The organism is Nitrobacter winogradskyi (assembly GCF_006539545.1).
GTDB lineage: Bacteria > Pseudomonadota > Alphaproteobacteria > Rhizobiales > Xanthobacteraceae > Nitrobacter > Nitrobacter winogradskyi_A.
In genome coordinates, this window is sequence record NZ_BJNF01000112.1 from 1 (window position 1) to 16,224 (window position 16,224).

Below are 16,224 nucleotides of genomic sequence, written 5' to 3' on the forward strand. Positions count from 1 at the left end.
TAAATCCCATTTATGGGTTCGTGACCTAGAGCAACTGCCAAATAAGATGCACATGAGGCTGGCGGAGTCAGGGCATCACGCGAGATATCGCGGGACGGCATGAGTTCTCGCTAATTCCATAGCTGAGTGCGCTGTGGGCACTCGGTCTCGACCGATCCGATCGCTATGGCTCGCTAGGAACTGACTGCGGTTCCCGAGCGTTGTTCCCTAACTAGGAGTAGTTGCCGTGAGAAACCTTCGTGTCGGTTGATATTATACCAAATGAGCTGAGTTAAATGTAGGCTCGTTCGCGACGTGGATGGCCTGAGCAAAGCTTCGGGCCATTTTCATTTCCCGGCGGCGCATGAAGTGACCCTTGTGTAGCATCACGGTGCTAGCTACGTTTTGAGGTCATGAGCATCTTTTACGTGCGCAATTCCGACGACAACCAACGGCTCCGTCTCTACCTGTTTCTGTTCGCGGAATACGACGGCGAGGCCGAGGACGGTTGGGCGCGTTACCGGTGCGAACCGGAACATGAGAAGGCGTTCGAGGAGTACACCAGACGCAAACAAGTGCGATGGCGTTGACAATGTCTTGTGACAGGCGGCGCTGTGCGTAGCGCTGAAGTACTCGTGAACCGATCACCGATCTGTAACACAACTCTGCCCGCGAATACGCGATGATGGTTCCATCACCGCAGGGATCGTGGCTCCGATGGTGATAGGAACGCCCGCTTACGCTGCTGCTCCTTCCTCTAACGGAAAGGAGCGGCGCCATGCAAACCCGGCGTCGTTTCAGACAAGCTGACGTTCTTCGAACGCTGCACCGAAGAAGCGGAGCGCCTGCGCGGCGAAGCCGGAAGGCTTCCGTTTGGCGCGAGAGGGAAGAGCTCGAGAGCAAAGCCCGCCAAGCCGAAACGGCGGCGCATATCGAAGGCTGGCTTCGATCGCCTGAGCTTTTCAGCCACCAAAATAGGTGCGCACCTACTGCTGTGCTGAAGCTAACCCGCCGGGCCAGCGTTGTCTGGCATGCCTCACTTCTTCATTGTTGCGACTGTCGTAGGCCTGGTCGTGCTGATTACGCTTCTGACCTGGCTATCCTCGACAAGAAGGCCTCGAAATTCGATCCGCACAAATTCAAGGACAAGTACGAGGCTGCGCTGAAGGCGTTGGTCAAGCGCAAGGCTGCAGGCAAGACGATTGAAGTGCCGGAAGAGAAGCAGACGAAAGCAACGTCATCAGCCTGATGGATGCGCTGAAACAGAGTTTGAGCGGTAAGAACGCCAGAGCGGCTCCGGTCAAAGCCAAGAAGCGGACATCGGCGCGCCGTGGCCGCAAGCGAAAAGTCGCGTGAGGACAACCCGCACTCCTGTTGAAGGAAGCCCGTTCGTCGATATGATTCCCGAAGGTATGGAGTGGCGGTACGAGCCAAAATGGGACGGATTTCTTTGCCATTTGTCACGGGGAGGCGGCACCGTGTCCATGCATTCCAAGCAGGCAGGAACTAAGGCGCTACTTTCCGGAAGTGATCGCCGCGGCACACTTCCTTGCGCGAGAAGCGCTTCGTGGTGGATGGTGAGATCGTTGTCCCCGATGAAACGGGATTTCTCTTTCGACGCTCTTCTTCAGCGCATTCATCCAGCTGCCGAGATGCAAACATCATCGATTTCTCGCCTGCGCCTACAAACGGCAGCGATCAAATTTTTCGGGCGAGCTCTTTTACTGTTTTGCGATCAGCATCCCCATCTAGGCCTGCCATTATTCAATTGTTGCCTCACTATGCAGATCGCCGGCGGCGGGGCCACGCCAGCGGTCGAAAGGGCCATAACGGCGTTGCGCCACCTAAACCGAAAAATGCTTACGACAGTTATAGAACGGTAGAGGCCCGCTGACGCTCTTACGTGATCTATTCTGCAATTGCACTCGATGTCGATCACCAAGTGTGTCCCTGTTGCCGCGGCACGTTGCACTTGACGACACGACGAGCCAGCGCATACGGTTTTTGCAAGCGGAGTCTCGGCGCCTCCTGGTGGCGCGTTCGGCTCAACAGCACCCGCAACTTTTGGCAGCAGTTATTCGCTGGCCCGTGCGGGTTTTCGTCTTTAACATTGCGCGCCCGCCATGGGCCACCAGCGGGGGCGCCAAAGGACTACGGGCGCTGTTTTCTTGAGACCGTGTAAGATTAAATCGAAGCCGTTCGGCTCGCCTGTCACCATCGGCGATAAAGACAAGGCCCTCTGTGCCAGAGCGTTGCCACCTCGCCAGGAGCTCTAAGCCAACTAGGCCGAGCGGGAGCGGCGAGCAAAGTACGTTCTTAGCCAAAACGGTTTTTAGATTGCGGGCGTGCTCGTTGGGCTGCCGCTCGGAGCACCTTCGCTCCTGTTTTTGCTCAGGAGACCCAACACAGGCTCCATCGGTGCCAAATGATATCTGTTGAATAAGCCTGTTGACCTAACTCTGGCGCACCTGCTGCGGGTAGGCCGGTACGCCTTCGACGAAACAAAGGCCCCGATGTGGGGCCTTTGTTGTTTTTCGGTGCTTCTGCCATTGTAAGGCGTTACACGGCGTTTCTCGGCATTGCCGGGCTAGCCGCTGCTTCGCGTCAGAGGCGATTCCTCGGCTTCCTTAGTCGTCACGGTATCGACGTTGTCGTAATAGGAGTCGAGCTCCGCGCGCTTCGCGGTCCAATCGAAGAGCTCGGAGCCGGAGCTCCCGAACACGCTCTTCGGATAACCCTTCAACCGGTTGCCGCTGATGTCGCTGCGGTAGCCGTCGAGCTTGGAGTCGTGCCTGAGCAGCCTCCAGGGAACCGGGTAATGATCGGCGCCCATGCCGAGGATTCCGCCGATGCTCAGCACGGCATAGGCCGGCTCACCGGTGGACTTGTCGACCATGACGCATTCGATCGCGCCCACCTTCTTGTCCTCGGCGCCGTAGACGGCCTTGCCATTGTACTTGTCGCTTGACACCAAGTTGCCGGAGGAACGCGCGCTGTCGGGGGCGGGCGGCGAGCTGTTATCGGCCATAACGGAATCTCCTTTGAGTTGGCAATGCACGATCAACTCTCAGATCAGTCCGTCGTTCCACAGCGAGCCCGCTCGGATCGGTGACAGCTTAGGAACGAGCCGGAAGGGACGGGCTTATCTGAAGGCCGTGGCTTCTTCCCCGCGGCCGGCACGGTCCCGCGGACACCTTCGCTAGGAAAATGCGGGGCCGTGCACTACCCTGATTCTCGGTTCATGCTCGTTCAGGCCCCTACTCGACGAGCTTCCCATGGCCGACGTCGTTTCTTTCGTTTCTTTCGTTCCGAGATCGAGCGCATGCCCTATCAGATCGGGCCAGCGCAAGGAAAAGGGCCCGCGATAGGCGCAGTGGAAGAAGGCGACAAGTGAGCAAAGCCCATAAGCTGTGCACAGCATTGAACTGAACTCCGCGGCTGCTGACGCGATTTTCGGCGATCACCGCATCTCGGAGGCGACCGCGCCTCTCACGGAAAGGAGCGCTCGATGCAGAAGCGGCGGCGCTTCAAGCAAACACTTTCATACCGGCATCGCCTCTCGGAGTTCGCTAGCGAGGAGTGCGCCATGGCGGAACATGCCGGTAGACTGACGAGGCCGAGCTGTTGAAGAACATCAAGCAGGCGAGATTGCCGCGGAGATCGAGGCATGGGCGATCTCGCCGCGTCGATGCGGCGGTACGTTGTGGCCCGGCGATGAAGTATGACGCCTTTCCCGCCGCTCCTCACAACCAGCGGGCTTTCTTTTCAGCAGAATGGCGCGCGGCCAGAGATGAAAGAAGCAGCGAATGGGCGCGAAGCTTAGGGAACGAGAGACTTTTAACGGAATTATTTTACAGGCTGCGGCCGTCTCCTGCCGGTGGCTGGCACGGTCCCGTCTCTCTCACGCACCAGGAGTTCGGAACCGTGCCTCACGTGGGTCCTGCATGACCCTTCGCAGCACTTGCGATGACGGCTCAGGGAACGATCGCTCGTTAAAGCTGTTCAACTTCTGACTGAAGCGGAGAAAGCTGCGTCCGCTTTGCACAAATCTCGGGAGAACCGACATGGCGAGAATGGAAGACGGACATATCGTCGAGACTGCGATGGAAGCGCGCGGCGCGGAGCGCGGCCCCACGGTCCGCAACGTTCTGGTTGCGGGCACGGCTCTGGTGATCGCGACTTTCGTGGTCGTCTACATCGTGTATTTTGGAGGCGGACAGTAATGGGACGCGGACTCCTGCTCTGGCTCATCGGCGTGCCGATCCCCGTCATTCTTCTCTTGTGGCTGTTCTTCGGTCGTTAACCCCACCGTTACGCCGCTCAGAAAAGAGCAAATTGCCCGCCGCAGCGGGCTTTTTTGCGGAATGGCGCGCGCGAAACCCAAGGACACATCCGCCAGTCAATCACAAAGGAGAATTACATGGTTAGCGAAGCGAGAGAGACTTCCACGCTAATCGGCAGCGATAAGGTAGAAGGGACCGGCGTCTACGGGCCCGACCACCAGAAGATCGGCGAGATCGAGCGCGTTATGATCGAGAAGACAACCGGGCGCGTGTCTTACGCGGTCCTCGGCTTTGGCGGCTTCCTCGGCATCGGCCACGACCACTATCCGCTCCCCTGGGACAGCCTGAAGTACGACACGGCAATCGGCGGGTACCGGATGGGCGTCACCGCGGATCATCTCGAGAATGCTCCGAAGTACACCGAAGAGAGCAGCTGGAACTGGGACGAGCCTAGCCGGATCAAATCCGTCGATAATTACTACGGCCCCCGCATCACTCATTCGGCATTCGGATAGAACGAACGGGCGGTGCCTCTGGCTAGCCGCATGAGCTGGAGTTCGCCAGCTCCGCTGGGCACACGGCCCATGTTCTTCGGTCGCGCAGTACTCCGCATTTGCCAGATCAGCAAGCACATCTGCATGTCTGGAGCGCAGATGGATCGCCGCAATACGATTTGTCGGAAGGCCGGCTGTCTCTTAGTAAGGCTGAAGACATGCCTTTATGCCAATGAGGGATCGGGAAAGAGAAGGCGCGGCTCATCGCCTGTGAGGCGCGCCGTTGCTGTCGAAGTCCGTTCTAAACATACCTGTATTTTCGTGCGCGGGAGGCTGGAAAACATTCGCGCCTATCCGAGAGTGCGATGCAGCAAACAGGGCTGTTGGTACTGCCTCCCATTCAGCAGCCTTCTATTCCTTAACTTCACCAAGTGGTCCGATGGCAGGAGCATTGATCGGACATCCATCCACGTCGAACATCGAGCCGTGACAGGGGCAATCCCAACAGGTCTCAAAACTGTTGAAGTGCAGGTGGCAGCCGACATGGCTGCAGGATGCGGAGTTGAGATGCAGGCCGCCACTAGAGTCGCGATATGCGGCAATCTTTTCGAGGCCGCGCCGGACGATCGCGCCATGCCCGGGTTTAAGCTCGCCGAGGGAGCCAATTTCTCCCGACGCAACGTATTCAGCAAAGCTTTTGATCGCTGTTGTATTCTCCGCAACAAAGTTTTTTGCCGCTTTGAGCGGAATTCGGCCGGGCGCATACAGATCCTTCCACGGATGGTCTTCGCCGAGAATAAGACCCGTATTAAGCATCGCGCCCATAACGCCATGGGTTAATCCCTGGCCTGAGTCGCCCATCGCAACATAAATATTGCTGCCCCCGGGATCGCGGCCGATAAAGCCAGCATAATCGACTGTTTCCAGCACCTGCCCGGACCAACGGTGGGTCTCTTTCCCAAGTGCCGGTATCAAGTCGCGCGCCCAAGTCTCGAGCTTTCCAAAGCGAGTGTCAGCATCATCTGCCGTTGCGCTCTTATGGTCTTCACCGCCGACCAACACAAAATCGGTTTGTCCTGGGCCCGGCTGAAGCCGCACGTAATGATATGGATCTTCCGTGTCCCAGTAGAGCGCATCGGGCAACGCTCCGCGTTCGATTTCAAACGCCATGACATAGGTTCTGTACGGCGCGGTCTTGGTGTGGATGGCGAAGCGGTCGGAGATAGAGGAGTTGGTGGCGACAACCGCGTACTTTGCGCGAATGACGCCCCGGGCCGTCTTAACCGTGACGGTGCCGTCTTTCTCCCCGACTTCTTCAACCGGACTGTTCGCAAGAAAGGTAGCGCCGTTCTTTTGACAGGCCTTCGTGACCCCCGCGAGGTATTTAAGCGGATGGAAAGCCGCCTGCCTTGGATAGCGGAGTACCTGACGGCTTTCGCATCCGCTGAACGGCACACCCATGAGCCGGTCTACTGGCGCTCCGACCTCGCGGACTGCGCCGAGCTCCTTTTCGATGATGTCGGCCGGCATACCGCGACCCTGGAACAGGTAGCCATCCAGCCTACGGAAATCGCAGTCGATGTTCTCATTCTTCTGAATCTCTTCGATGCGATCCACAGCTGCTGCGTGGCTGTCGCAGAAGAGCGTTGTGGCTTCGAGCCCCTTTATACTGACCATCTCGCTCACGAGATCGTCGCATAAAGGCGCCAGGTGCGCGGATGTCCGGGACGTCATACCACCCGCTATGCGCCCGCGGTCGATCACGATAACCGACTTACCGCGCTTGCAGAGTTCGTAGGCTGTTGAAATGCCGGCAATCCCTGATCCTATGACGGCAACATCGCATTCTGTCTCCCCAACCAGCGATTCCGTGTTGGGCATTATGTGAACATCCATCCATATCGAGGTGCTGGTCATAGAAACTCCCAAACGTTGCAAACGTCTGCTCTCCCGTCAGAGTTCCTGTCGCCGCCCCAGGCATCCTTCGGCCGACCGAGAAAGCGGTATTGTTATTCAGGACACGCCCGCGAACTTCATCGAAGCCAAACGAGGCATCTCGGTCGAGATCTGGATACGCGCTAGGACCAGGGACAAGTGAGCCAGCTTGTCTCGGGGGTTCTCGGCGGCCGCTCCGGGATTGCATATGTGATCGTCCCCATCGCAAGTCGTCGAGCGAAGTTGTTCACGTGATAAACGAAGCATCTGAATTAAAACCCAGAGTCATTCGCGGTTGCCGACATGGTGAGAGACTCATGTCACGAATGTTCACGCTAGTTTTTCGTTCCGGAAAGACTGCGCCGGTCGCGGCACCAACAAGCTCGGGCGGAATGAGACGTTTCCACGGGAGACCTTCATTTCGCAGACCGCAGAACGCCTCAATCCAATGACTGATCAGCGTGCTTGCGGAGCGCCTAAGGTGTCCGCCATTCGTGCGCCGCGCATCCCCATCGGTTTCGGCTTACCGGTCGTGGTATCGAACGTCGTTTGATGCTCCATTTCCGCGTTCAACTCCGCCCCTAGTAAGATGAGGATCGCCGAGATCCAAAGCCAAGTCATGAATCCGACGGCTGCGCCGAGCGAGCCGTAGATTTCGTTGAAGCTGCCAAAATTCGCGGCATACCATGAGAACAGGGCCGAAGCGGCAAGCCAGGCCAGCGTAGCGATGGTGCTGCCCCAACTGATCCACTTCCAACGGGGCATTTGCCGGCTGGGGCCAAATCGATACATGCACGCCAAGGCGAGCGCCAAGCCAACAAACATGGCCGGCCATCTCATGATACGAACGAGGAAACCGGCGGCATCCGAAAGCCAAAGATAGTTCAGGATAATCGGGATAACCACAACGCCCAGCGCAGCAAGGATGAATACGATGCCTGCGATCGTGAAAGTCAGAGATACCGCATTAAGCTTGATGTAGCCGCGCTTTTCCTGCTCGCCATAGATGATGTTCAACGTATCGAACATTGATTTCATGGCGGCGTTCGCGCTCCACAGAGAAACGGAAAGCGCGATCATGAAGGTGAAGCCAAGGCTCTGAGAGCTCTTCGAACTCAGGCGCGTGATCTGGTCACGCGCCACATCTATCGCGCCGCTCGGCACCACGCCGGACAACTCGTCGAGATGTTTCGCGATGCCGACGGGATCGGAGAATAGGCCATAGATGGTGACAAGCGCCGCGAGGGCAGGAAAGATTGCGAGAATGCTGTAATATGTCACGCCGGCGGCCAAGGACAGGATGCGGTGCTCGCCTATATTCGCATACACGCGAACCAAAATGTCCTTCCATCCTTTGGCGGAGATTTCGGAAGGAGATCGTGCGTTGCGGCCGCGATCGTCGGTCTCGGTTGCGAGAGTTGCGGGCGATACCTTCCGGTATGATGCGCCAGGCGGCGGCTTCTTTTTGTTTTGCGTGAAAGACCGCTTCAGGACAATGATAGCTAGAATACCGAATATTGCCGCGGCGAGCCCTGCTTGGCTGTCCAGTAATTGGTTAGATCTTCGCTCTGAAACAGCCATCAGTGGCTCACTGTCACCAGATTAGCTGGATTTTTTCTTTGGGACTTTCTGGCCTTTGTTGCGTGCTTTTGAAAGGCCGATGGCGATGGCCTGCTTGCGACTCTTCACCCTGCCGCCCTTGCCGCTGCGTGGAATGGCGAACTCCACCTCGCGGGAGAGTTGGGCATCCTTGCGGACCTCGAACGCCTCCAGAGCCGTTCGCGGTCGGACCAATGCTCCGGCGCGTTCTCCGGCAGCAGCACCTCGGAATGGACGATGCCAAGTTTGGCGGTGAAGTCCTGATTGCGACCCTGTCGTTCATCGCGCAGGCGTGAGGCCGAGCGATAAGCGGCCGACGCCACCGCGCTCTGGCCGGACTTGCGGCCAATGACCTTGACGTGAAGATGATAGATCGCCATCGCGATCAAATCATTGCCACGCTCAAGCGCACGTCGGAACGACGTATAAGCGCGCCCTCGAAATGAATTTCTCGGGAGGGACCGCGCCGTGCCAGACTGTCTCGGCAACCTTACAGCCTTTCGCCAGACGCTCACCTATCATCGCTGCATCAACATTGATGGAGGGCATGATGCGCAAACCCCGCGACTACGATGCGGAACTAAAGGCGCTGGAGGACAAGGCGCGTAGCCTCAAGAGCCGCAAGGTGCAGCAACTCGGCGAACTGGTGATCGCCACCGGAGCAGACGTGCTCACCGCCGACGAACTGGCGGGCGCATTGATTGTGTTGACCGAGACGAAGGATGCCGGAAAGCGGGAAGCATGGGCGAAACGTGGTGCCACATTCTTTCAAAGCCGGGCGCGGCGATCTGCTCCAGCAACTGAGCGACACTTGCGGCGCTCAAACGTAATCGCACAGCGTACAACCGGTATCAGGCAGCACTCGCACGGCATGATATGCGGACCTGGCAGGTCGATCGCCGCAAGCGCACGCGGCATTTGATCGAACTCGGCGGTCTTGTCATCAAAGCCGGCGTCGTGGACCTGACCGGCGACGACCGCGCCACCACCTAGGCGCGCTGTTCTGGATCGCCGAAAAACTCAAGAGCGAGGACGGCGAACGCTCGCGCGGCGTCTGGACAAAACTGGGAAAGATGGCGTTTGGGGCGGATCGCCCAGCAAACTCGCGCGACAGGTCGCAGCCGCAGTGACCGTGGGTTAGATGGCAATCTGTTAAGAGGCCGCTGCACCGCACCGTTTCGCGCCACTCGGAGGCACGTTGCTAGAATTGATCTAAACTATTCTGATTGCGATCAAACTTCAGTTCTCTTAAGCCGTGAAGCGGTACGATGCGCTTGAGAAGCGGCGTCGGAAAAATGTCGTGGACGGCCGTGACGGACCGTGGCCCGGCGAAAGCTCCGAGTGCTGAATGAAAGATTCGGCTGCCCAGTTCGTGGAATTATATCTGGCTGAGAGCGGTCGTTTACAGCGCCGTGTCAGCCGGATCATTGGTTGTCGCGCGACAGCTTCGGACATCGTCCACGATGTCTTTCTGCGTTTGTGGAAACGCAAGCAGGATGGGATGGACGAAGCCTCGGCCTATCTCAGCCAAAGCGCGCGCAATGCCGCGATCGATTATATTCGGAGTGAGCGTGTCCGCGCCGAGTACATCGAGCGCACGGTCCCTGAGCAACGCTTCGTCACCCCATCCTCGCCGCATGACATCGTCGCCGCACGCGATCATCTACGGCACATTGACGATGTGATCCGGGCGCTGCCGGAACGCAGCCGTCACATCTTTCTTCTCAACCGCATCCATGGCCGCAACTACAGGGAGATCGCCAGCGCCCTCGGCATCTCCATAGGCGCGGTCGAGAAGCATATGATACGCGCTCTGAAGGCGATCCGAGCCGGCGCCGAGGATTTCTGACGTTCGAAATGAGGTTTTGACGCCGCCGCCCGTCAAACCTGTTAGAACGGCCGTATTTCGCGCTCATGCAACCCTCAAACTTCAGAATTCCACGCCATGGATCGCGAACTCCGCACCAAGCCCACTGAGATCGACGATACGGCGCTTGAGTGGTTCACGCGCCTGCGAGGCGGGGCATCGGCGGCGGATCGCGCGGCGTTCGAGCGCTGGGTTGCGGCAAGTCCTAGTCACCGTCAGGCATTTCGTCGCGTTCAAAGCCTGTGGTCGGCGGCGGAATCTCCAGGCGCGCGCGTCGCACAGGAAGAGAGCGAGAACCTTTCTGCCTACCTCGACGCAATGGACCGCACCAAGGCTCGTCGCAAAGCCAGGAAGCGTGGTGTGGCGACCATTATCGTCGGGTTGGCGGTTCTCGGTGGAGCCGTCGCCTTGGAGCGACCCAATCTGTTTCAGGACATGCGAGCGGATATCGTGTCGGCCCGTGGCGAGCGGCGGACCGTTGATCTTCCGGACGGATCGACGGTTCTGCTCGATGCCGACAGCGCCTTGGCGCAGCGCTTCACGAACGGGGAGCGTCGTGTCGTGCTGCTGCGCGGCGGCGCTTACTTCTCCGTGGTGAAAGCCGCGCAATCCTTTGTCGTTGAAGCCTCCAGCGGAACGGTCGAGGTTCTCGGAACGAAGTTCGACGTGCGGTTGTCGAACGACGATACCGTCGTGACGGTGGCACAGGGACGAGTCGCCGTGACCTCTCCGAGTATGCAGCGCGCATTGGTGGAGCCCGGCCAGCAGGTGCGATTTGACAAGATCGGCATAGGTCCGGTGCGGGATGCGGACCTGGCGGCGTCCATGTCGTGGCACGAGGGGCGGTTCGTGTTCTACCAGGCACGTTTCGCGGATGTCATCGGAGAACTGCAACGTTATCGACCGGGACGCCTGGTCATCGCCAGCGCGGCGCTGGCCGACAGCCGGGTCAGCGGCAGCTTTACGCTGGATGATCCCGATGCGGCGCTGGAATCGCTCCGGGCCACAGTGAGCTTCGAGACCTATTCCATTCTGGGCCGTCTCACTGTCCTGCGCTGACGCTCCCGGCGGCGTGCCGCTGTCCGGCCAAAAAATATCCGCGACGGGGTAAGGTAAGCGCCCGCTCGCCCGTGAATCACAATGAGAGCCGACGCCATGCGCGATCGGCCGGGGCAGTGATTCAAGAGCAGGGACAGGACATGGGGCGATCGAAATCAGGAGACCGCAAGCGCGTCGTGCTTGCAACCACGTTGGCGATTACGGTAGCGGGATCCATGTCGGTCGCTGCACAGGCTCAGGAGCGCATGGCTCCACAGTCATCTGTCGCTACCCGGCTGTTCCGCTTCGATATTGCCGCGCAGCCATTGCCTCAGGCGCTGAACGAAATCGGACGCACGACCGGCCTTGCCGTGATCTTCACGGGCAGCCAGCCGTTCAACGTCACCGGCCGGCCTGTACAAGGCAACCTCACGCCTTCCCAGGCGCTCGCCGCGCTGTTGGCCGGGACCGGCGTCACCTACCGCTTCACCAACCCGCGTACGGTCACAATCGATACGGGAGAGCAAAGTGGCTCGGTCCGTGGAGGATCGCTGCCAGCCGGCGCGATCTCGCTTGATACCATCGATGTGCAGGGGGCCGGGAATCCGAACTCCACGATGTCGCTGCCTCCGGCCTATGCCGGCGGGCAAATCGCGCGCGGCGGCCAGCTTGGCATGCTCGGCAACCGGGATATGATGGACACGCCGTTCAATCAGACCGTCTATACGCGCAAGCTGATCGAGAATCAGCAAGCCAGAATCCTCGGCGACGTGCTCAACAACGATCCATCGGTGGTCAAGGTATTCGACTCCGGCGGTGGCTTCCCTCGCGATCAATGGTTCGTCCGTGGCGTGGGCGCCAATGCCCAGAGCGTCGCCTTCGGCGGGTTGTTCGGCATCGCGCAAACCCAAAGCGGCTCGATGGCGACGGAAGGGATCGAGCGTGTCGAGGTGCTGAAGGGCGCGAGCGCCCTGCTGAACGGTCTTCCGCCGAGCCAGCTCGCGAGCCTTGGCACCGTCAACCTGGTGCCGAAGCGCGCCGGCGACGAGCCGCTGATCGCCTTCACACCCGATTACGCGATGAACAGTCAGGCGGGCGGGCACCTCGATGTGGGCCAGCGCTTCGGCGACAACAAGGAGTTCGGCATCCGCTTCAACGGAGTCTATCGCAGCGGCGACACCCCCATCCTCAACAACTCACGCGAAACGAGAGTGACGGCCTTCGGTTTCGATTACCGCGGCGAAACCGTCCGGCTGTCCCTCGACCTCGGCTATCAGAACCAGATCATGCGCGGGGTCCGGGAAATTATCTATCTCGACAGCGGTGTTCCGATTCCGAGGCCGCCCAGGAATACCGCCAACTGGGGGCAGCCGTGGCAATCCTACAATTCAGAGCACAAATACGCCACGACACGCGGCGAGTGGGACATCAACGACAGTGTGACCGCCTATGCCGCGGTCGGGCGCAGTACGATTGGTGTAAAGACAGTCGAAAATTACATGTCTGTTACCGATGCCGCAGGTACATTGCTGTCCGCTTGGTATCCCAGTGCGAGCATCCAATACATACAGGCGGCCACAGCCGAGGCGGGTCTGCGCGGACGTGCGGAGATCGGGCCTGTGAGCCACGCCCTGGCTCTGGCGGCGGGATGGGCGAACGAGGAATCGGGATTCGAGCAAAACGCGGGGACTCCTCTGCCTGCTTCGAATCTGTACAATCCCGTGTACTTCCCGCAGCCGGATTTCGCTCCGCTTGGCGATCCCCGCCACGTACCCAAGAACAACCGCAACGAGAATCTGGGCTTCGCGCTGGCCGATACGCTGTCGATTCTGAACGAGCGTGTTCAGTTGATGCTCGGCATCCGGCACCAGAACGTCAAGCAGATGTCTTTCAGTACCGGCGCCAGCTATGACGCAAGCGCGCTGTCACCGGCGGCGGCGCTGATCGTCAAGCCATGGGAGAACGTCTCGCTCTACGCCAACTACATGGAGGCGCTGCAAGCTGGAGCAATCGCGCCGAGAACCTCGCTCAATGCTGGCGAAGTCTTCACGCCCTACAAGACGACGCAGTATGAGGTCGGCGCCAAGGTCGATTTCGGCCGCATCGCGATGACGCTCGCCGCCTTCACCGCGACGCGGCCGACCTTCGCCCTGGACCCCGACACTTTCATCTTCGGCGAGGTCGGCAAGACCCGCTTCCAGGGAATCGAGATGACGGCCTTTGGACAGGCGACCGAGACCATCCGCTTCGTCGGCGGTGTCACCTTGATGGATGCTACGCTGGTCGAAACGCCTGACGGAATCAACGTCGGCAACAGGTATGGAGGGATTCCCAAGTATCGCGCCACTCTCTCCATGGAATGGGATACGCCGTTCGTCGACGATCTCACCCTGGTCGCGATGGGACAATACCAGTCCTCCACCTACTTCGATGACGAGAATATCCGAAAAATCGGCGGCTGGTATCGTTTCGATCTGAACGCGCGCTACACGATCAGGCAGCCGGGCTGGAAGCCGATCATCGTTCGGGCAACCCTGCGCAACGTTCTGGATCAGAGCTATTGGGCGACGACTGGCTATCAACTGGGTCTGAACGAGCCGCGCACGTTCCTGCTATCAACGACGTTCCAGTTCTAGGAATGTCGCGCGCGCTATCGCTCTCATTGAAAGGACCGCCCAACGAGTCCGTACATTGCCCGAACGATCAAACTCGCGAATTAGCAGGTTCAATCAAGAGACTGGCCTCTCTCTCATGTGAGGACATACCGATGCTGACGTTGGCAAAGGATATATCGGATCATCAACTCCTGACGCCGCTCAAACGTCGATCGGAGCCACACCGCGCCGAAGCGACTATAACCGTTGCCGTTTCCTCGCATGGCTGCGCGACGAGGTAACGATCCTGCGCGCGTTCGGCATGGATCACCGCCGCATTGCCGCGCAACTTGACATCGAGGAGCATGACGTGCGGGTGTTCTCTCCAAAACCGAAGGAGAAACTCCTGCGTCGTAATCTCCCCCGTCGGGCCATCGAAGCGCTGCTGCACGGCCGCCATGCCTCGCTGGGCGGCAGGACTGTCGCCAAGCGCAGCCGGCATCTCGTCAAGATCGCCTCGGCCTACACCTGGGAAGAACTTATGGCCGAACCGGGTGTCGGCACCGTGACGGCTAGCGAAATCCGGCTTTGGCTTGAAGAGCGCGGATGCTCGCTGCGGCCTTCGCCCGATGACGCGTTAAATTGGTATCGATCCACGCCGACTCCGAACATTGGATGAGCGGCGCAAGATGGGAAGGGTGAAAGCTCCGCCAGCAACAATTCAAGGACGCAAATCGTAACCAGGTCGCTCACCGCACTGAATGGGGCGCACAGCAGCACGCAACCAGCAGAGGCGAAACAAGAAGGTGGCGAGGAAGACGACATGGGAAGCAAATCTCGTCGCGACCTGAAGTCGCGGCGCAACGAGCTGACCATTGAGCTTCGCCATCTGCGCTATTTCATAGCTGCCGCCGAGCATGGCAGTTTCCGCAAGGCCGGCGTGGCCTGCGGCGTACAGGAATCCGCGATCAGCCGTCGCGTTCGCGATCTCGAAGATGAGTTGGGAGCTTCTCTGTTCAACCGCTACAATGGCGGTGTCCGCCTGACTTTCGCTGGCGAGCGCTTTCTGCGCCGAGCGCGCCAGATCATTCGGAACGTCGGGCATGGCGTGGAAGACGTCTCTTCGGTCGGACGCTCGGAGAGCGGCCGTGTCAGAATCGGCATCTATTCGTCCATCGCCTCTGGATTCCTCGCTGATTTGCTGCGCATGTATGAGAATCAACACCGCCGCGTCGATATTGAGATGATCGAGGGCAATCCCGCCGAGCATGTCGCCGCAATTCGGCAATTCAAACTCGATGTCGCGTTTGTGAGGGGATCGCGTGCGTGGCCCGACTGCGAGACAGTTTATCTGTGGTCAGAGCGCGCATTCGCCGTGCTGCCTGATGATCACCCCCTGGCGAAGCTGGAAGAAATCCAGTGGCAGGATCTGACAGAACAGGCTTTCATCGTCAGTGACTCAGCGCCCGGACAGGAGATCTACGATTACTTGGTCCTGCGCATGGCGGACCTCGGCCAGCATCCGGACATCCGGGTTCAATATGTCGGTCGCGACAATCTGCTGCCTCTGGTGGCCCTCCGGCGAGGACTGACCGTCGTCAGTGAAGCGATGACGGTGGCGCGCTTTCCAAGCCTCTGCTATCGCCCGATCGCCGGCGAGATTCTCCGTTTCAACGCCGTCTGGTCGCCGAAAAACGACAATCCCGCGTTTCGGCGCTTTCTCAGCCTTGCCCGCTCGATAGTCCGCGCGCAGGATTCCGTAGAACTCGCGTCAAAAGCGGCAATATTCCACGAAGACGAGACTAAACACCTGCTGGCCGGATTTGAGAGGCGAACGGTTCCTTGTCACCGTTTGTGATCCCGGTCTCGATATTCGCATGGTCCTGCTCCGTCACCTGGCCGCGCCATCGGACCATCCCATGATCGTCAGTTACCGTCTCAGCCGCGAGAGCCTCCTGAGCGAGGTGGCAGAGAGCCAGGGCGTCGCGCTGTAGTGTGAATCCACGGTCGGCCACACCAGCCTCGGTGTCGTGTTTCGGCCGGTTCATGATGGCAGCGGCACGACCCGGCTCGGTTACGTTGCCTGCCGGAAGCCGGGCAATACAAACCCGACGCTCAAGACCTTCCTGAACGGCATTAAGCCGTACGGCTGATCAGGCCGGCACCCCGGCGTCGGCGTGACCGGGTTGCCGATCCTATCCAGACCGCGTAGGATGGCATCAAATCTCCACGGTCAGCAATCAAATCTCCACGGTCAGCAAGTGTCGGATTCGGTGGAGACCTGCCCAAGCCCTGGGCATCCGCCCCCCTTTTGACTGTCGCGCCCCGGCTGCGTGCTGATGAGCGCGAACGATGGTGGAATCGATCATCAGCCATTCAAGGTCGGCTTCGCGCGCCAGCACTGCAAGCATGTCGTCCAGCACGCCCGTCTCGAT

At 59.3% G+C, this 16,224-nt stretch carries 12 protein-coding genes and 5 pseudogenes; 11 read left to right on the forward strand and 6 right to left on the reverse strand.

Features of this window, described 5'->3' with window-relative positions; translation table 11 throughout:
* Positions 1 to 392 precede the first annotated feature (392 nt).
* Both NWI01_RS19145 and NWI01_RS17335 read left to right on the forward strand, forming a co-directional pair.
* Entirely contained in the window at positions 393 to 569 is a 177-nt protein-coding gene (locus tag NWI01_RS19145) for a hypothetical protein (RefSeq protein WP_181410563.1), read from the forward strand.
* Positions 570 to 1,078: 509 nt separating this feature from the next.
* Positions 1,079 to 1,335, forward strand: a pseudogene (locus NWI01_RS17335) (Ku protein); the annotation flags it as partial.
* A 1,231-nt stretch (positions 1,336 to 2,566) separates the two neighbouring features.
* Here NWI01_RS17335 and NWI01_RS17345 read toward each other — a convergent pair.
* Positions 2,567 to 3,007: a PRC-barrel domain-containing protein gene (locus NWI01_RS17345; RefSeq protein ID WP_141385221.1), complete on the reverse strand. Its 441-nt coding sequence runs from the start codon at positions 3,005 to 3,007 to the stop codon at positions 2,567 to 2,569.
* A gap of 1,036 nt (positions 3,008 to 4,043) precedes the next feature.
* Here NWI01_RS17345 and NWI01_RS19150 point away from each other — a divergent pair.
* Positions 4,044 to 4,202 carry a hypothetical protein gene (locus NWI01_RS19150; RefSeq protein ID WP_181410564.1) on the forward strand — a complete coding sequence of 53 codons (159 nt, stop codon included), beginning with the start codon at positions 4,044 to 4,046 and terminating at the stop codon, positions 4,200 to 4,202.
* 197 nt (positions 4,203 to 4,399) lie between these two features.
* Positions 4,400 to 4,777, forward strand: coding sequence for a PRC-barrel domain-containing protein (locus NWI01_RS17350; protein WP_141385222.1), 378 nt, complete (start codon positions 4,400 to 4,402; stop codon positions 4,775 to 4,777).
* Positions 4,778 to 5,167: 390 nt separating this feature from the next.
* Here NWI01_RS17350 and NWI01_RS17355 read toward each other — a convergent pair whose 3' ends face one another.
* From NWI01_RS17355 to NWI01_RS19155, 4 genes and pseudogenes are all read right to left on the reverse strand, one after another.
* Entirely contained in the window at positions 5,168 to 6,673 is a 1,506-nt protein-coding gene (locus tag NWI01_RS17355) for an FAD-dependent oxidoreductase (RefSeq protein WP_141385223.1), read from the reverse strand.
* 474 nt (positions 6,674 to 7,147) lie between these two features.
* The gene (locus NWI01_RS17360; protein WP_141385224.1) at positions 7,148 to 8,272 is read right to left on the reverse strand and encodes a YihY/virulence factor BrkB family protein; all 1,125 of its coding nucleotides are present in this window, start codon (positions 8,270 to 8,272) and stop codon (positions 7,148 to 7,150) included.
* 33 nt (positions 8,273 to 8,305) lie between these two features.
* Positions 8,306 to 8,395 (reverse strand): annotated as a pseudogene (locus NWI01_RS19880) (DUF6496 domain-containing protein); the annotation flags it as partial.
* Positions 8,396 to 8,398: 3 nt separating this feature from the next.
* A pseudogene (locus NWI01_RS19155) lies at positions 8,399 to 8,670 on the reverse strand (MobA/MobL family protein); the annotation flags it as partial.
* A gap of 170 nt (positions 8,671 to 8,840) precedes the next feature.
* Here NWI01_RS19155 and NWI01_RS17370 point away from each other — a divergent pair.
* The 7 genes and pseudogenes from NWI01_RS17370 to NWI01_RS17400 all read left to right on the forward strand — a co-directional run bounded on the left by NWI01_RS17370 (position 8,841) and on the right by NWI01_RS17400 (position 15,647).
* Positions 8,841 to 9,212, forward strand: a complete 372-nt coding sequence (locus NWI01_RS17370; protein ID WP_283809265.1) for a conjugal transfer protein TraD — start codon at positions 8,841 to 8,843, stop codon at positions 9,210 to 9,212.
* Positions 9,167 to 9,420, forward strand: a pseudogene (locus NWI01_RS17375) (conjugal transfer protein TraD). Before NWI01_RS17370 ends, NWI01_RS17375 begins: the two are co-directional and overlap by 46 nt.
* Before the next feature lie 218 nt (positions 9,421 to 9,638).
* Complete coding sequence (locus NWI01_RS17380) at positions 9,639 to 10,139, forward strand: RNA polymerase sigma factor (RefSeq protein WP_141385227.1); 501 nt, start codon at positions 9,639 to 9,641, stop codon at positions 10,137 to 10,139.
* A gap of 96 nt (positions 10,140 to 10,235) precedes the next feature.
* Positions 10,236 to 11,216, forward strand: coding sequence for a FecR family protein (locus tag NWI01_RS17385; RefSeq protein ID WP_141385228.1), 981 nt, complete (start codon positions 10,236 to 10,238; stop codon positions 11,214 to 11,216).
* A gap of 140 nt (positions 11,217 to 11,356) precedes the next feature.
* Positions 11,357 to 13,831, forward strand: a complete 2,475-nt coding sequence (locus NWI01_RS17390; RefSeq protein ID WP_141385229.1) for a TonB-dependent receptor — start codon at positions 11,357 to 11,359, stop codon at positions 13,829 to 13,831.
* A gap of 280 nt (positions 13,832 to 14,111) precedes the next feature.
* Entirely contained in the window at positions 14,112 to 14,468 is a 357-nt protein-coding gene (locus NWI01_RS17395; protein WP_244613868.1) for a hypothetical protein, read from the forward strand.
* Positions 14,469 to 14,612: 144 nt separating this feature from the next.
* Entirely contained in the window at positions 14,613 to 15,647 is a 1,035-nt protein-coding gene (locus NWI01_RS17400; protein ID WP_141385231.1) for a LysR family transcriptional regulator, read from the forward strand.
* A gap of 419 nt (positions 15,648 to 16,066) precedes the next feature.
* On the opposite strand, the pseudogene NWI01_RS17405 reads toward NWI01_RS17400, so the two are convergent.
* A pseudogene (locus tag NWI01_RS17405) lies at positions 16,067 to 16,224 on the reverse strand (IS5/IS1182 family transposase); the annotation flags it as partial.